Origin of the sequence: Paraburkholderia sp. GAS42 (assembly GCF_050436565.1) — a bacterium.
Classification (GTDB): Bacteria; Pseudomonadota; Gammaproteobacteria; order Burkholderiales; family Burkholderiaceae; genus Paraburkholderia.
Genome location: NZ_JBNDML010000017.1, coordinates 124647 through 141365 on the forward strand (window position 1 = coordinate 124647; position 16719 = coordinate 141365).

12 protein-coding genes are annotated in these 16719 nt (G+C 59.2%); 7 read left to right on the top strand and 5 right to left on the bottom strand.

The genetic code is table 11. The features are described from left to right. Positions 1-177: 177 nt before the first annotated feature. A complete protein-coding gene (locus tag P3T16_RS23970; RefSeq protein ID WP_429344156.1) occupies positions 178-1038 on the bottom strand; it encodes a helix-turn-helix domain-containing protein in 861 nt (286 codons plus the stop codon). A 505-nt stretch (positions 1039-1543) separates the two neighbouring features. Between P3T16_RS23970 and P3T16_RS23975 the strand changes: the two genes are divergently transcribed. From P3T16_RS23975 to P3T16_RS23985, 3 genes are all read left to right on the top strand, one after another. Beyond that, entirely contained in the window at positions 1544-2452 is a 909-nt protein-coding gene (locus tag P3T16_RS23975) for an alpha/beta hydrolase (RefSeq protein WP_429344157.1), read from the top strand. Between the two features lie 79 nt (positions 2453-2531). Continuing rightward, positions 2532-4187, top strand: coding sequence for a flavin-containing monooxygenase (locus tag P3T16_RS23980; protein WP_429344158.1), 1656 nt, complete (start codon positions 2532-2534; stop codon positions 4185-4187). A gap of 134 nt (positions 4188-4321) precedes the next feature. Beyond that, on the top strand, positions 4322-5056 hold the full coding sequence (locus tag P3T16_RS23985) for an SDR family NAD(P)-dependent oxidoreductase (RefSeq protein ID WP_429344159.1): 735 nt from the start codon (positions 4322-4324) through the stop codon (positions 5054-5056). Between the two features lie 134 nt (positions 5057-5190). Here the strand turns inward: P3T16_RS23985 and P3T16_RS23990 are convergent, their stop codons facing one another. The 3 genes from P3T16_RS23990 to P3T16_RS24000 are packed head-to-tail and all read right to left on the bottom strand — an operon-like array spanning position 5191 to position 8917. Next, a complete protein-coding gene (locus P3T16_RS23990; protein ID WP_429344160.1) occupies positions 5191-6174 on the bottom strand; it encodes a 3-hydroxyacyl-CoA dehydrogenase in 984 nt (327 codons plus the stop codon). Continuing rightward, positions 6171-7427 (bottom strand): iron-containing alcohol dehydrogenase, encoded by a 1257-nt coding sequence (locus P3T16_RS23995; RefSeq protein WP_429344161.1) that lies wholly within the window; start codon positions 7425-7427, stop codon positions 6171-6173. Before P3T16_RS23995 ends, P3T16_RS23990 begins: the two co-directional genes overlap by 4 nt. Further along, positions 7424-8917, bottom strand: coding sequence for an NAD-dependent succinate-semialdehyde dehydrogenase (locus P3T16_RS24000; protein ID WP_429344162.1), 1494 nt, complete (start codon positions 8915-8917; stop codon positions 7424-7426). The genes P3T16_RS23995 and P3T16_RS24000 overlap by 4 nt, the downstream gene beginning before the upstream one ends. Before the next feature lie 165 nt (positions 8918-9082). Between P3T16_RS24000 and P3T16_RS24005 the strand changes: the two genes are divergently transcribed. The 4 genes from P3T16_RS24005 (at position 9083) to P3T16_RS24020 (ending at position 14935) form a co-directional block, all read left to right on the top strand. Continuing rightward, on the top strand, positions 9083-9838 hold the full coding sequence (locus tag P3T16_RS24005) for a GntR family transcriptional regulator (RefSeq protein WP_429344163.1): 756 nt from the start codon (positions 9083-9085) through the stop codon (positions 9836-9838). Between the two features lie 390 nt (positions 9839-10228). Continuing rightward, positions 10229-11341 (top strand): substrate-binding domain-containing protein, encoded by a 1113-nt coding sequence (locus P3T16_RS24010; RefSeq protein WP_429344164.1) that lies wholly within the window; start codon positions 10229-10231, stop codon positions 11339-11341. A gap of 82 nt (positions 11342-11423) precedes the next feature. Further along, on the top strand, positions 11424-13901 hold the full coding sequence (locus tag P3T16_RS24015; RefSeq protein ID WP_429344165.1) for an ATP-binding cassette domain-containing protein: 2478 nt from the start codon (positions 11424-11426) through the stop codon (positions 13899-13901). A 185-nt stretch (positions 13902-14086) separates the two neighbouring features. Further along, positions 14087-14935: an ABC transporter permease gene (locus P3T16_RS24020; RefSeq protein ID WP_429344166.1), complete on the top strand. Its 849-nt coding sequence runs from the start codon at positions 14087-14089 to the stop codon at positions 14933-14935. Positions 14936-15619: 684 nt separating this feature from the next. Here P3T16_RS24020 and P3T16_RS24025 read toward each other — a convergent pair. Further along, positions 15620-16681, bottom strand: coding sequence for a DNA-binding protein (locus P3T16_RS24025; RefSeq protein ID WP_429344167.1), 1062 nt, complete (start codon positions 16679-16681; stop codon positions 15620-15622). Positions 16682-16719: the final 38 nt, after the last annotated feature.

Here is a 16719-nt window from a genome sequence, read left to right on the forward strand (position 1 = left end):
ATCGATGAACTCGCTGCGGACCGCTTGCGTCTGAACCGACATCGCAAAGCGAAGCGGCGTCTTCCGACGCATCAAAGCGCAAACCGTCCGGCAATTCTTCAGTCTCAAGGGCTAGTTGGAAAGAATGTCGGTCAGTTCATGCTGGTGGACGAAAGCGTTCCTCGCTGCTTTGCATGCCTAGATATTCGCTTCGACGTTTTTTCTGAGCCGTAGCGGCGTGACGCCCAGGCGTTCAGAGAAAAGACTGGTCATGTGCTGCTGTGATGAAAATCCGCATTCGGCAGCGACGTCGCAGATTCGCGCGTCGGTTTCGCGCAGCATGGTTGCGGCCACGTCAATGCGTTTGTCGAGAACGAGCCGATAAAGTGAATAACCGGTCCTCCCTTTGACTCCGTCAACTACGACGCGAATGGGAAGCGCCAACTCTGCAGCAATGTCGCCGCACGTCAGGTTGAGCGATATGTTTCCGATTATGAACTCTTCGAGTCGCGCGAACTCCGCGTCCGACATCGCAATTTTGCGTTGCCCCTTTGAGGATTCAAGGTGGCGGGTCGCTTCGATATAAGTCAGCGTAGCAAGACACTGGATTTCCCATGGGTCAGGCATCGCAGAGGCAGAGACTTTTTGCCGTGCGTAGCGCGCCAGATGCTGAATCGCTGCAGCGCCAATGTTGTCCACACTGCCGCATCGGCGCAGCCTCTCGATTTCCTGATCGGTCACTGCGCGCTGGAACCCGTCCGAATAATGAAAAGCAATGAAACTGTGCCGGACCTCCTTCGCATCGATGAGCATGCGACTTCCTTTCGGATGGAAAGCTGCTGTTTCCGCCCTGAAAATGAGTGGCAATGATGGACCATCGTCGTAGCGAGTCCGCGAGTTGATGTTGCCGAGAAGAAGGCAGATTACGTCCGAAGAGTTTGTCACTTCAAGCAGATAAGGGCCCGAAGTCGATACGCAATATTCCAGCCCAGGAGCGCTGCTGTGGACGCCGAACTGCTCGATTCCAACCGGCGCGAATGGTTGAGCCTGGCTACTCATGTGTGTCTCCTTAAGCCTGTTCGGCCTGCCTGACGACGGACATTCTCACGTCGCAGCTTTTCTTGCAGTCGCTCAGGCGACCTGTATCACGTGAGTATAGACGAGTCATTCAGAGCTAGCAGGACGTACCTCGCGTCGAGTTTACCCGGCTTTCGCTTGCCAACTCGCGTGGCTTTGGCGGGCGACCGGCAGCGGGCATTGCGTTATCGCTGCCTACGCAAGCAGCTCGGCCAGCATCCGGTCAAGCCAAAACCGCGCCGTCGCTTTCACCTCCGCGCAGAAATCTATAAAGAAAAAAATCTGGAAGACGTCGTAATTCGGCGAGGACTATTTTGCTGTCATGCCCACCTAAATCATAAAAATTCGCGGCGCATACGAGGAATGTAGGCGTTGGAGTCAGGAGTTACCCTGGAGTTAGTTCAAATTACCGTAATACGGTGTTATTGTAATCGCATGGTATGCTCAACGTGAGCTGATGGGCTTCTCATCAGCGTTGGAGGAGAAAATGTCAGACTTGCGTCCCACCGATTATCTTGGCGAGATCTACGCTACCTGGGCAACAGCGATAGCCCAGCATCCGGACATGTCGCTCGATCTGCTGCGCATCGTTTTCGACGACTGGCAGCGCGCGACAGTCGAGCCGGAAGGCGTGACGTACAACATGCGGAACCTGGGCGGCGCGCCCGGCATGTGGGTCACACCCATCGACGCCGATCCCGCACACGTTCTTCTGTTCTTCCACGGTGGCGGGTTTGCGCTCGGTTCGTCGGCAAGCCATCGCAAGCTGGTCGGGCATCTGGCGAAAGCGTTGGGGGTCAAGGCTTTCATTGTCGACTTCCGCCTTGCACCCGAACATCCGTTCCCCGCTCAATTGGACGACGGCGCGGCCGTATTTGAAGCGCTTGTACGGGAAGGCTTTAAGGCGTCGAATATCACGCCCGTCGGCGACAGCGCGGGCGGTAATCTCGCGATTAGCCTCGTGTTGCAGCGTCTGAGGGAAGACCGTCCGCTGCCGGATCAGGTGGTTGTCATGTCGCCGTGGCTGAACATGGAAAATTCGGGCGCGACGATCGACAGCAACGACGCGACCGACTTCCTCATCACGCGAGCCGGCTTGCAGGCCAATATCGACCGCTATCTGAGCGGTCGGGTTGCCCCGAACGACCCGCGTGTGAATCCTCTCTACGCCGATTTCACGCGTTTTCCGCGTCTATATGTCAATGCCGGGTCCTCCGAATCGCTGTTCGACGATAGCGTCCGCCTGAATGACATCGCCCGCGCTGCGGGCGTCGATGTAACGTTCACGGTTGGCGAAGGCATGCAGCACGTGTATCCGTTTCTAGCCGGGCGGGATCTCGCGGTCGACGAGGAAATCGAGCGCATTGCAAGTTGGCACCGGAAAGGCCGTCAATAACTTCTTCTGTAACGGAACGTTTGCTCGGCGAAAAGCGGAGCGCAGCAACCAATCACTGCAGACTTGGAGACGAATCATCATGGAAATAAGTACAACGAAATTAAATAAGAACGATGCCACGAGCCAGACGGACTTTGACGCAATCGTCGTCGGTGCGGGCTTTTCTGGACTGGGCATGCTGCATCATCTGCGCAAGCTCGGACTCACCACCCGCGTTTTCGAAGCGGGCTCGGGAGTGGGTGGAACGTGGTTCTGGAACCGCTATCCTGGCGCAAGAACAGATAGCGAGTTTTACTACTATTCATTTTCGTTCTCCAAGGACATCCGCGAAGAGTGGAAATGGACAGAGCGCTATCCGGGACAACCGGAAGTCTTGAAATACCTGGAGTTCGTCGCTGAACGACTCGATCTCTACAAGGACATCACTTTCAACACAAAAGTGACGCGCGCTGAATACGACGAGGCACGCAATATCTGGAAGGTCACCACCTCAACGGGAACTGTGCTAACAGCGCGTTATCTCGTCAGCAGCATGGGTGTGCTGTCCGCGCCGTCCACGCCGAAGATTTCCGGTATCGAATCCTTCAAGGGCGCGATTTATCAAACCTCTACGTGGCCGCAGACTGGCGTCGACCTGACTGGCAAGCGTGTCGGTCTGATTGGCGTAGGTGCCTCTGGTGTGCAGATCGTTCCCGTGATCGCGCCTCAGGTTGCGGATCTGTTCGTGTTTCAGCGGACCCCGAACTATGTCGTGGCGAGCAGCAACTACAAGGTAGACGATGCATGGATGGGCCAGATCCGCGAAAACTACGATGCATTGCATCGCCGCGCAACCGAACACGGATTCGCCGTTCCGTTCAAAAAGCCGGTGCATGGGGCACGCGAGGTGTCTCCGCAAGAACGGGAACGTATTTTCGAAGAAGGCTGGAAAGAGGGCGGATTTCACTTCATGCTCGAAACGTTCAATGATCTGGCGACCAACGAAGAGTCCAATGCGTATGCTTCCGACTTCATCCGTCGCAAGATCAGGGAGACCGTGAAAGACCCCGTCAAGGCTGAGCTGCTGTCGCCGAAAGACTATCCGTTCAACGGCAAGCGTCCGCCAGGCGGTCACGGTTACTACGAAGCGTTCAATCGCGAGAACGTGCAAATCGTCGACATCCGCGCCAACGGTATCGACGAGATCACGCCGCAAGGCATTCGGGTGGGCGACCGGACGGTCGAACTGGACGTCATTATTTTTGCCACTGGCTTCGACGCCATGACGGGCACCTTGACCCGCATCGACCTGGTCGGCCGTGACGGTGTCGTGCTGCGCGACAAATGGGCGAACGGCTTGCGCACGAATATGGGTTTGTCGGTCAACGGCTTCCCGAATTTCTTCATGATCCTCGGGCCGCAGACGCCGTACGCGAACCTGCCGGTGGCGATTCAGGAGGCGGTCATCTGGGTGAGCCGCGCTATTGAATACGCGGAGCAAAACGGCATACCTGCCATGGAGGCGACGAAAGAAGCCGAAGACGCGTGGGCCGCTGAAGTGCACCGAGCCGGATCGGCAACGATTATGGCGAAAGGCGCGGGCGCGCATGCGTGGTTCCTTGGCGCGAATATTCCGGGCAAGCCCCAGGAGTTCAACGTCTACATGGGCGGCGCAGACGTTTATTTTCGACGCTGCGAAGAAGTGGCGGCAAACGGCTATGAGGGTTTTCTTCAACAAGCCCCGGCGTTGTCCTGACGCCCTGCGAAGTCTTAGGGCTGGCGGACCCTTCGCCAGTCCGGTTCCTAAAGCGCTATTTCACACCCACGGGCCGACGTCGCTAAGGAGCTCGTGGTTTCCTGCATCTTGACAATCGACTGGAGACGAAGCACATGAAACGATTCGAGGGCAAGACGGTAGTGGTGACGGGTTCCGCACGCGGACAAGGCGCGGCGGAGGCGCAGAGGTTTCTGGAGGAGGGCGCGAATGTCGTGATCAACGACGTTCTCGACGAGGAAGGCGCTGCGCTTGCGGCACGCTACGGCGAGCGCGCGATTTACGTACGCCACGACGTGACGAACGAAGAGTCATGGCGCGGGCTGTTCAATGCGACGGAGCGAAAATTTGGGCGATGCGATGCGCTCGTGAACAATGCGGGCGTTTATCGTCCGGCGTCGATTGCCGACACTACCGTCGATATGATGGAGAAGTTTTTTCAGGTGAATCAGCTTGGCACGTTGCTCGGCATGAAGCACGCCGTGCCGCTGCTGAAAAAGAGCGGCGGCGGTGCAATCATCAACATTTCGTCGATCGCTGGGCTGCGCGGTTTTGCGAATGCAATTGCGTACGGCAGCACCAAATGGGCCGTACGCGGCATGACGAAAGTGGCGGCGTCCGAACTGGCAGGTGATCGCATCCGTGTGAACTCCGTGCATCCGGGCTTTATAGCGACCGATATGCTGCGCGAGAACTCTGACGAAACCAATCGCGTAGGCGCGGAAGCGGCGCCGCTCAAACGGCATGGCGAAGCGTCCGAGGTTGCCGCGCTGGTGAGTTTCCTTGCAAGCGACGAAGCCGCGTTCATTACGGGTGCGGAAATCGCGATTGATGGCGGGTGGGCAATCTAGAAAGCGAGAACGTGCGTCACTTTGAGCGCTTCCACCAGGAAGCGCTCTTCTTATGCGACGACGTTTTTCGGCATAATGCAGCAAGAAATCCCGACCGGCTATACCGGACCGGGATTGCTGAACACAAACGCAGATCAGTCGGACGAACCAGACACTGACGCGCGCATCAGTTGCTCGTCGCGCCACTGCACGCGCTGCTCCCAATCCTGAAGGGGAAGCAATGCGCGCCGCTGTCGCGTCACTTCCGCGACGAGATCGGCTGTCCACGGATCCGACTGGCCGCGCTCGGCGCCCATTCTCTCGTAAGCCGGTCCCATCTTGGAGGCGTGAGACTCAATGCCGCCGCGCGTGTTAAGGTCCACAGTCTCGAACGGACCGATCACGCTCCAGCGGCGGCCGAGACCACTGCGCACCACCTCGTCGACATCCGCGACGGACGCAACGCCATCTCGCACGAGACAATAGGCTTCACGTAGCAGTGCGCCTTGCAGGCGATTGAAGATGAAGCCTTCCACTTCACGCTGCACGAGCACGGGACGCATTCCGACGCTTGCGTACAGATCCATCGCACGCGATGTGAACTCAGGCGACGTGTGCATCGAAGGCACGATCTCGATTACCGGCAGCAAATAAGGCGGATTGCCGGGATGAGCGACGACGATTCGCGAACTGGCTTCGAGACCTTCTGCTATCAGGCTGGGTTGTAACGCAGATGTGGCGCTCGCAAGAATCGCGTCGGCCGGAGCGAGCCGACCCAGACGCTCGAACAGATCGCGTTTAAGGCCGAGTTGCTCCGGCACGCATTCCTGGACGAGCACAGCTTCGCTCACCGCGTCGGACAAGTCGGCGTGCAGCGATACGCGTCCCAGAATCGCTTCTGGGGTATCGCGTAGAATGCCGTGCGAGTCGAGCAGGGCGAGCCGTGCCTCGAGATCGGCGCGCGCTCGGGGCAGCGCCTCCGGGAAAGCGTCCCACAGACGCACACTGAAGCCGCCCGACGCGAACACCAGCGCGAAGGCGACGCCGATTGAACCAGCGCCCGCAATCGCGACAACGGGCCGGCTAGCCGGCTGTGCCAGCGCCTCCCACAATGACTGACTTGAGGTGTCTGACATCATGGTAAGGTCCACCAGCTACGGTCATCGTCGTATCCCTTTTGCAGGATGCCGACAATCGCCTCGCGATTCAATTCGCGCGGGTTATTCGCGATCAGGCGCGTCGCCAGCATGGCCTGATCGGCGACCTGGCCGAAGTGCTCGGGGGCGATACCGATGTCGCGCAGATTGAGCGGAGCACCGACGATGGCCAAAAGCGTTTCAATACGCTCGATTGCCCGATGCGCCTGTTCGATTTCCGGAAGCGATGCGTCGGCCACGCCGAAGATACGGCCAATTTCTGCAAACGCCTCGACGCGCGCGGGGAGGTTGTAGCGCATGATGTACGGCAGCAGCGCACCAACGCCAAAGCCATGCGGCGCATGACAGAATGCGCCCATCGGCGACTGAATGGCATGTGCGCCCGCTGTACCCGTCGTGTTAATGGCCATACCCGCGCAATAGGCGGCCATCATAACATCGGCGCGTGCATCGATATTGGACGGCTCTTTGACGACTTTTTCCAACGCTGTGTTCAGCAGAGCGAGGCCTTGTCTGGCGAACAGGTCCGTCAGCCGGTTCTTTCCGACATACAGCTTCTGATCAATATCCTGCGCACTCGGATTCTTGGCGCGTGCAGTGAATGCCTCGATGAGATGCGACAAAGCGTCCGCCCCAGTGGCGGCGGTGAGCCCCGGAGGACAACTAAGCGTCAGTTCCGGGTCGATGATTGCGGCGTACGGCTCGAGGTGCGGGCTGGCAATACCGAGCTTCATGCCCTTGTCCCGATCGAATACAACCGAAATACAGGTCACCTCGGCGCCGGTGCCGCCCGTTGTTGGAACAGTAATGACAGGCAGACCCGCGCAGGAAACGCGGAATTCGCCATAGAACTCACGCACGTCGCGTTTGTTTACCAGTGCAACGGCTGCCACCTTGGCCAGATCGAGGCAACTGCCGCCACCAATTCCGATGACAGCATCAATTCGCTCCAGCGTAGGTGTGTGCGCGTCAAAGCGCTCAACGACGGTGAGCACGTTCTCGCGCGGCAGATCGGGTTCGGTTTCCGAAAAGACAGAAACCTTGAGGCCGTGCTCCAGCAGTTGTCCCTTCATTTGTGCGAATTCCGGGCTTGCTGACATCCGGGCGTCTGTGACCACCAGAACGTGCGACGCGATGCCTTTGGCCAGATAGGGCAATTGGCGGCGTTGGCCCGGTCCGAAAAGGACCGTTTTCGGCTGCCGAAGCAGGCCAAGTCCAAGTGTGTTCTCGCTCATGCTGCTGTCTCCACGGGATCTTTCACGGTGATCGCCAGATATTTGGGTTCCAGAAACTCGTAGATGCCGTCATGTCCGCCCTCGCGGCCCAGACCCGATGCTTTTACGCCGCCGAACGGTGCGGCCGGGTCGGCCATGATGCCGCGATTCACACCGACCATTCCGAAGTCGAGACGCTCGCTGAGCGCAATGGCTCGTGAGAGATCCTTCGTGAACAGATACGCGGCCAGGCCGAAACGCGTGTCGTTTGCAAACGCAATCGCCTCCACGACTGAATCGACCGGGAAAATGGCCGCAACCGGCGCAAAAAGCTCCTCGCCGCACAACGCGTCGCCTGCTTCAGCGAAACGGAGTACGGTCGGCTCAAAGAAAAATCCATCGCCTTCGATCGGCTTGCCTCCGGCGAGCACCTCGCCGCCAGCGTCCTTCAGTGTACCCACGAGATGCTGGACACGCTGGCGCTGCCGCGCAGAAATTATTGGCCCGACGTCGACGCTTTCAAGACCGTTGCCAACGCGTAAGGTCTTGGCGCGTTCCACGAATTTGCGCGTGAACTCTTCTTCGACTGCGCGGTGCACGATGATGCGATTGGCCGCCACACACGCCTGTCCCGCGTTGCGAAATTTGCAGATGATTGCCTGCTCAACAGCGAAGTCGATATCGGCATCCTCCAGCACCACAAAAGGCCCGTCGCCGCCCAGCTCCATCGATGCATTGATGACATTAGGTGCTGCCTGTTGTAAAAGCTTGCTGCCCACACCCGTCGAGCCGGTGAAGCTCACTTTGCGCAACCGGCGGTCCTCCATCAGCGATGCTGAGATGCTTGATGCCGACGTTGTGTGAATCAGATTGATGACCCCACGCGGAAAGCCTGCGTCGTGCAGCGCCTGAACGAAAAGCGCAGACGTAAGTGGCGTTTCCTGCGCGGATTTGGTGATGACGGTGCAGCCGGCGGCGAGAGCCGCGCCGGCCTTGCGCGCGATCATCAGCAGCGGGAAGTTCCAGGGCGTTATCAGCAGGCACGGACCGACCGGCTGATGCGACGCCACAACGCGATAGCCACCGTGGGAGCCATCCGCGAACGTACCGTGCAAATGCGCAATCTGCTCGGCGTACCAAAGAAAAAATTCAGCCGACAGATTGAATTCGCCACGCGACTCGGTCAGCGGCTTGCCACTTTCGAGCGTCATCGTACGGATAATAATGTCCGCACGCTGGAGAAGCAACGCGTGGGCTTTATGGAAAAGGGTGGCCCGCGCACGCGGCGGTACACCTCGCCATGCGGTCTGCGCAGCGACGGCGGCGTCGAGCGCAGCTTGCGCATCGGCGTTGCTGGCGTCGGCGACGGAGGCGATGGACAAGCCGTTGGCGGGATTGAGCACCTCGAAGGTAGCCTCCGTACCACGCCAGGCGCCGTCAATATAAAGGTTGAACGGTACGCCGTGGTCCAACTGCGGCGCGTCGAGTACTTCCGGATTCGCTTGAGTCACCGTCATCTCCTGATGTGAACGAGGGAGCCATTCCCTGAATTGTCCAGCTCGGGCGCTAGAACCGTATTACGATAATATCGGAAGGCCGTATGTACTGCAACGTCATTTACGGTGATAAACTCGCGGTATCCAATCGATACGACAATCGGAACGCAGGGGTGAGCTATGAACAAAGCGGTACGCGTGGTGGAGCGGCATGCGGCTCCGCTTCGGCAGCAGGTGGTAAAACTTCTGCGTGAAGACATTCTGGACGGGCAGATTGCGCCGGGTGAGCGGCTGGTCGAAGGAGCGCTCTGTACCACGTACGACGTCTCCCGAACCGTCGTCCGGGAAGCGCTCAGGCAACTCGAATCCGAACATCTGGTCACCGTTTTGCCGAACGGACCGGTGGTGACTGTTCTGACAAAAAGAGACATCGAATCCATCTATCAAGTGCGAGCGACGCTCGAAGGACTTGCAGGCGAACTGTTCGCGTCCAACGCACCGGAAGATGACGTCGCGGCGATGGTCGCCTTGCGCGACCGCATGGAAGAGGAGTACGTCAACGGCACGGTCGAGCAGCGCGAAGAAATCAAGGAAGAGTTCTATTCGCTGCTGCTAAAAGGTGGCGGCAACGATGTGCTGGCCGAGTCGATGAGCGTGATTCATGCGCGAATTGCGTTGTTCCGTCGCTACGCGTTTGTCGACGGCAAGCGAGTTGCCCTGTCAATGAAAGAACTGCGACGCATCATTGACGCTGCCGCAGTGCGCCGCGATCCTGAGCGTGCGCGTCGGGCCTGCGAGGAACACATTCAGGGCGCAAGCAAACTGGCCGTCGAAGAATATTCGCGGCGCCTTGCCGAAATCGACGCTGCCAACACGGCGATCACACCGCCGGCGGAGACGCCGAAGCGCCCGACGCGGCGCGAAGTAGTGGCCTGAGAGCTCACAGGACGTCCCTCAAAAGTGACGACGTGAGTCGTCACACCCTGGGACGTCGAAGCCTTTCCCCGCCTGTCTAGCGCTGAGCCTTGCGCGCACTGCCTCCGGCGTCGAAGCTTGCCCAGCGACCCATCGGTCGTGTGGCTGTTATTTATTCTTCGTTTCCACCTCCGCGCGTGCCCACGTTTTCCCTCGTTCGGCAGTCTCACTGTCTGTTGATCGCCAGGGATTAACCTTAGTTTCTATTACCGTATTACGGTGATATCGTAATCGCACACTGTCGTCGTTTGATGACAACTGCGCCAGCCGCTTTGCAACTGAACATTTCTTGAAGCGTCCGGATGACCGGATGGCACGTTCACCATGTATATCAATCTTTGAGGAGTCCAAATGAGCACGTTCACTCAATCGAAGCGGCGCGCAGGGCGTTTTTTCAATGCGCCAGCTATAGCCGTGCTGATGCTTCTCGCCACTGCATGTGGCCAGTCCGCTTACGGCGAGGGAAATACGACGCCCGCAACGCAACCTGCGGACATCAAGGCGCTCTGCGGCAGTAAGCCGGTGATCGTCGCCTTGACGGATGGGTACGGCGGCGACACATGGCGCAAGACCACGCAGGCCGAGTTCCGCGACGAGGCAGCGCGGTGTCCGAACATCAAAAAGGTGGTCTACGCGAATGCCAACGGCGACCAGCAGAAATCCAACGGTGATATCAATAGCCTTGTCTCGCAAGGCGTGAACGTGCTCGTCTCGTTCAACGACTATGGCGATGCGATGTTGCCTGCGTTTCGGTCCGCGCGGCGCGCTGGCGTGGCCGTTGTGCCGTACTTCTCCAGAATTGGCGGTGCGTCTGGCAGGGACTACTCGTCCAATGTTTACTACGATCCCGCCAGTGTCGGAACGATGTGGGCAGATTGGCTTGGTGCGAACGTCAAGAGCGGCACTGTGCTGATGTTGGGTGGGCCGGCAGGCGCGTCTTCGTCGCAAGGGTTCATGAATGCGTTGCAGGCAGGACTTAAGAAGTATCCGGGAATCAAGCTGCTGGAAACGAACTTTATCGCGACAAACTGGAACCCGACAGACGCGCAAAAAGCTGTAGCTGGTCTGATCGCTAAGTATCCGAAGATCGACGCCATCGCCTCCGACTACGGCGTGACCACACTTGCTGCCGTCAAGAGTTTTGAACAGGCGCACCTGCCTGTTCCTGCAATGGTTTCGTTCGCGACCAATAACGAAATAAGCTGCAAGTATCTGGCCGACCGGAAGTCCGGCGCAGGCTGGCAATACCTCGCGCTTGACGGTACGAATACGCTCGTACGCGTGGCGCTGCGCCGGGCAATGTCGTCGTACGAAGGAACCCCGAACAGTGAACCGGTTGCAGCGGCTCCGTACGTTTTCGCGGACAGCGCGAAGCGGCTCGATCCCAAATGTGACGCATCTGCGCCCCCTGACGCGGATTTGTCCTCGTCGCTAACGATGGACGCGCTAAAGAAGCTGTTCTGATCCTCGTGACGTGACGCTTGCCATCACGCGCGGGAGAACTACGAAAGTCTTGGCGTTTCCGATTGATCGACGGGAGAAGCAAATGAATCGTCAGAAAGTGCTGCTGCAGGTTGAGGGCATAAGCAAAGTCTTTCCAGGTGTGAAGGCGTTGGACGAGGTCTCTTTCTCGGTCAACGCCGGTGAGGTGCATGGCCTGGTCGGTGAAAATGGCGCTGGCAAGTCAACCTTGATGGCTGTCGCATCCGGCGCGCTTGTGCCTGAAATCGGGCGGATCGTGATCGACGGTGTTGATACGCTTGGTGAGCCGGAGCAAGCACGCGCGTTGGGACTTGCCATCGTGCGGCAGGAACCCGCGTTAATGCCAGATCTCAGCGTCGCTGAAAATCTTTATCTGGGCGTGCCCGCCGTCGTGCGCCCACCGCTTTCGGCAGCCAAAACGTGGGCGCAGCGGTTGCTGGCTGAGTGGAGCGGCGACGTGGGCATCGACGCCGGGGCGCGAGTATCGAGTCTGGGTTCCGAACACCGTTTCATCGTGGAAATCGTCAAGGCGCTCGCGGCGAAACCAAAGGTTCTGGTACTCGACGAGCCGACCGAGCACCTGCTCGCCGGCGACGTCGAGAGGTTGTTCAAGTGCATCCAGCGAATAACGGACTCGGGATGCGGCGTGGTGTACATCTCACACCGGATCCGCGAAGTTCAGCGCGTGGCGAACCGCATCACCGTGTTGCGCGACGGACGGGCCCAAGGCACGCATGACGTTGCGACGCTGACAGAACAGCAGATCGTCGAATTGATCGTGGGCGGTGCGCTTGATCGCGAATTTCCAGCGAAGGCTTGCGCGGCGCACGAAGACGTCATTCTGGATATCCGCTCATTGAGCGGACCCGGCTTCGGAAATGTTTCGCTGCAGGTGCGGCGCGGCGAAATCGTGGGTCTGGCGGGTATCGACGGCAACGGTCAGCGCGAGTTCATGCGCGCTTTGGCGGGTCTGTCGCGCTCAACTGGTCACATCACGGTAGCGGGCGAAGCTGTCACGCTTCGCAACAGCAGCAATGCTGCGGCAGACGGCATTCGGTATGTACCTGGCGACCGTCACCGCGAAGGAATCTTCGGCGAGTTGTCGGTGCGCGAAAATTTCTCGTTACGCAGTCTGTCGATGGACGCGCTGCACGGCCTTGTAAATAAAGGTAGCGAAACGCAGCGCGCGCGGCAGGCAGTCAACACATTTGCGGTCAAGACGCCTAGTGTGGAAACTCCAATCCGCTCGCTGTCGGGCGGTAACCAGCAGAAGGTCGTACTGGCCAGTGTGCTCGCCAGCGAGCCCCGTGTCATCCTTGTCGACGAACCGACCCAAGGCGTGGACGTCGGTGCGCGCATGGCCATCTACACGCTGCTGCGTGATAGCGCGGCCAAAGGCATTGCAGTGGTCATGGTGTCGTCGGACGCGATGGAGGTTGCCGGCCTCTGTGATCGCGTGACGATCTTTTCTCGCGGGCGTGCAGTCAAAGAACTGCAAGGGGAAGACGTCACAGAGAACAGCATCATCTCGGCAGTGCTGACGTCGACCTCTGAACGCAAGCGCGACTCGAATAGAACAGCTGGTTTTTGGAGCTGGGCGGCAGGAGATCAGGCGCCGCTCCTGATGCTTGTCCTTGCTGCGCTTGCGCTTGGACTGTTCGCGTCACACGCGAACGAGGCCTACCTTTCCGCGAGAAACCTCACCGGGATGCTGGCGCTCGCGACGACGTTAGCCATTGCGTCATACGGACAGCAGGCGCTCATGCTAGTTGGTGGGATCGACCTTTCGGTCGGCCCGCTGATGGGCCTTTCCGTTGTGATTCAATCGTTTTTTCTTGTCGATGGCGCGACGCCGGAGCATCAGTTGGCCGGCTGGATACTGATGTTTGCAGTGGCTGCAGGTGTCGGAGTTCTGAACTGGCTGCTCGTCGATCCATTACGGCTTCACCCGATGGTTGCCACGCTGGCCACTTTCATGGGATTGCAAGCGATTTCACTCGTTCTGCGCCCGGTCGCCGATGGACTTATCGCTGAATCGGTCATGGACGGAATAAGCGCGCACATTGGCATGATCCCCGTCGCGGCCGTGCTTGCTATCGTCGCCGCGTTCGGTCTCGAGTACGTGTTGTTCAGGTGCCGGATAGGACTGTCGCTGCGCGGCGTCGGATCAAAACTCGAAGCGGCGCGTGTCGCAGGCGTCAAGCCCCGACTGACTTTGCTGACGGGATATGTGGGGTGCTCGCTGCTTGCAGCGGTGGCAGCCGTGCCTTTGCTTGCGCAGGTGGGCACGGGTGATCCGCGCTCGGGTGTCAATTACACGCTGGCGAGCGTGGCCGCCGTGGTGATCGGCGGGGCGAGCCTGCTGGGCGGCAGAGGTTCCTTTATTGGCGCGATGCTCGGCGCCGTGCTGCTTACGCAGGTCAACACCGTGACTACATTCCTCGATCTCAGTGATGCGTGGCAATCATATCTGCTCGGCGCAATGATTCTCGCGTCGGTGGCCCTCTATTCGAAAAGCCGGCAAGTGGTGGTGGCGAAATGAACCAGAACTCGACGACCCAGGCTAGCCCTGCGGCAGAATCTGTATTTCGGGGCGCAACGGATCTGCGACGCGTTCGTGCTGTAGCGACAGGCGAGTATGCATGGATCTGGCACGCGACGGCTGTGCTGTTCGTCATAAGCGCAGTGATAGCACCTGGAACCCTTGCGCGCAGTTCCCTGTTGGCGATGTTGCCGTTCGCAGGTATTCTCGCCATCGTTTCGACCGGACAGACGATGGTGATCCAGCAACGCGGTCTCGACATGTCGTCGGCGGGCGTTGTATCGCTCGGCGGCGTTGCGATGGCTATCCTCAGCGCGTCGACAGGTTCTGTTCTGTTGGGTGCCGGCCTCGCGGTCTTGCTCGGGGCTGTGGTTGGTGTGGTCAACGGTCTGCTTGTCACGCGCATCAACATCACGCCCCTCATTGCCACGCTCGCCGTCAATGCGGTAGTGATCGGCGCGGTTCGCTCGCTGACGGGCAATGCGCCTATTGCGGTTGCTCCGTCCGTGCAAACTTTCTCGCATGCGTTGATCGGCGGCCTGCCTTGCAGCCTTTTGCTCGCCGTTGGATTTGTGCTGGTCGCGTGGTTGGTGATGCGCAAGACGTCGACGGGGCGGTGTTTCGTTGCAGTCGGAGTGAATCCACGAAGCGCGGAAGCGGCGGGGCTCCGGGTCACTTTTTATCAGATCGGGGCCTACGTTGCTTCGGGAGTATGTTTTGCGGTCGGCGGGATTCTGCTGGCCGGCTTTATTGGCAACGCCTCTCATACGGCCGGTGAAGATTATCTGCTTCCAGCAATCGCTGCCGTGGTGGTTGGGGGCACACCCTTTACCGGCGGGCGCGGTAGCGTTGTGGCGAGTGCGATTGCTGCGCTATTCATGGCGCAACTAGGGCAGATGGTGCTGGCGCTCGGCGCTGGCGTTGCGGTTCAGTTACTTGTGCAAGCGGCCACGATCGTGACAGCAACGGCGATAAGGTTCTTGCCCCACCTGCTGGCATGGATGCAGAAACGGCTGGCGCCGACTTGGCATTGATCGCAAGGGCGCATCATTAGGTAGTGAGCCTGTGCAAACCGGACCGTCGCGTTCAAAAACGAGCTCTGAACCTAGTATCTTCGTGGAGACAGCTGCTCGCACCAGATATTCCTTATCGACTCGAAAGATGAGACGGTTGGTAACCAGTCGCGCCAGTTGCGAAGGACCAGCGATGACGCCTATGTGCTGGAGATTTGCGCGCCGGCCCGGCTAATACTCTCTGAGGGCGGAAAGTATCTTGTCTTTGGCGGCGTCACGTTTGGCTACGACCACGAGGCACTGGATGCGGCCTTGGACGCGGACGTCGCACTCAGCTAGACGCCGCATGTCGGTACGGGGGAGGGCTGGCAGGCGTTCGTATCGATTGAACACAAGCCAGCTGAAACGACTACACCGGATGCTGCGCGAGGCGCTAGCCAAGTAAGCGAAGTTTGTTATCGAAACCGATTTCCAGTGGGTTCTTGCAGTCGTTCCATGTGGGTCTGCCGGACGGCTTGATCCATGCCACGATTCACGCTGGTCGAGAAAAAGGCGGTCGAAGTCCTCAACCTTGCCTCGACCTTCAATCAGGCGCCTTGCTCGTATCTGCAGCTCTACGCGGATCATTGACGATTTCCGGATTAACCAACACTTGCGTTTTTGACGACCTGTCGATCGCACGTGTAGTGCGCTACACCGAGTATCTCAGCGACCTGACGAGGTTGACCTGCGAGCCGCTATATCTGTGAATTTCAGTTCGCGGCGCACGCCTCGCTTGCTGGCCGATATCGGACGGCGGGGATGGTGAGGGTGGTGAGATATAGGGGGGCGGCCGCCTTCCATTTGATGGGACAGCGCTTCCAGCCGTTCGCGCAGGAGCTCACTCGCCGCTATTTGCTCGTCGAGTGCAGTTCTCTTTGACGCTAACTCTCCCTCGACGCTCGCACACCGCGTCATGGACGCCGCCAACTGCGCCTTCGCAGTTGAAAGAGAGTCGCGTAGTTGGTCTCGTTCGGCCTGGTGCGCGGCCAGAACTTCGGCTGACCGCTCGATGCTCGCCTGCAATTCCTGGCGAGTCTGGCGTGCGGCTGTGCGCTCGTTGTCAATTTCCAGGAGCGCCCGCTTTTCAGCCGCAAGCAGGCGTTGCTCGCTCTGACTGTGCGTATGACGGAGCTTACCCAGTTCCTCGGCAAAATCCCGTCGGGCATCCGACAGTGCCGCAGCGGCGCTTGCCGCTTCCTGTCTGAACTGCGTCAGTTGATCTTCCAGCATTGCCCTTGCGGTTTCCAGTTCGACCAGGCGGGCCTGCAGCCTCGCGTTGTCGCGCCCGAGTTCCGCCGCGCCACGCGCCGCGTGCTCAGCGGCGAGAACCGCAGCATCGCGCTCCGCGACGCTGCGCTGGGCCTGTTCGTGCGCTGTGGCAGTCTCGCTCTGTGCGTCCTGCCTGAAAACCTCCAATTCAGCATTGGCCGCATCATTGGAGAGCTTCCAGAGCGTCGCCGCGAGTTCACCGGCGGCCGTCGCGACCTCGGCAGGCAAATCTGGCTGACCGACGTCGACCCGTGTCTTGTTTCGCACGTCGCCCCAAAAGTCCCGCAGAGCCTTTGCCGGTGCGCTCATGCTGCCTTTGCGAACAAGCTGATAGAGCTTGTTCGCAGTCGGCGTTTCGCTGTACCGGAAGAACATCAGTGCGCAGACCTCGCGATAAAGCTCCTGCGTGTCCGAGACGCGTTCACGGAGGGCTGCAATGTCGGTTTCGAGAGCCATGAGGATCCTTGTGCGAGGCGACGGACGAATGTGTTGAT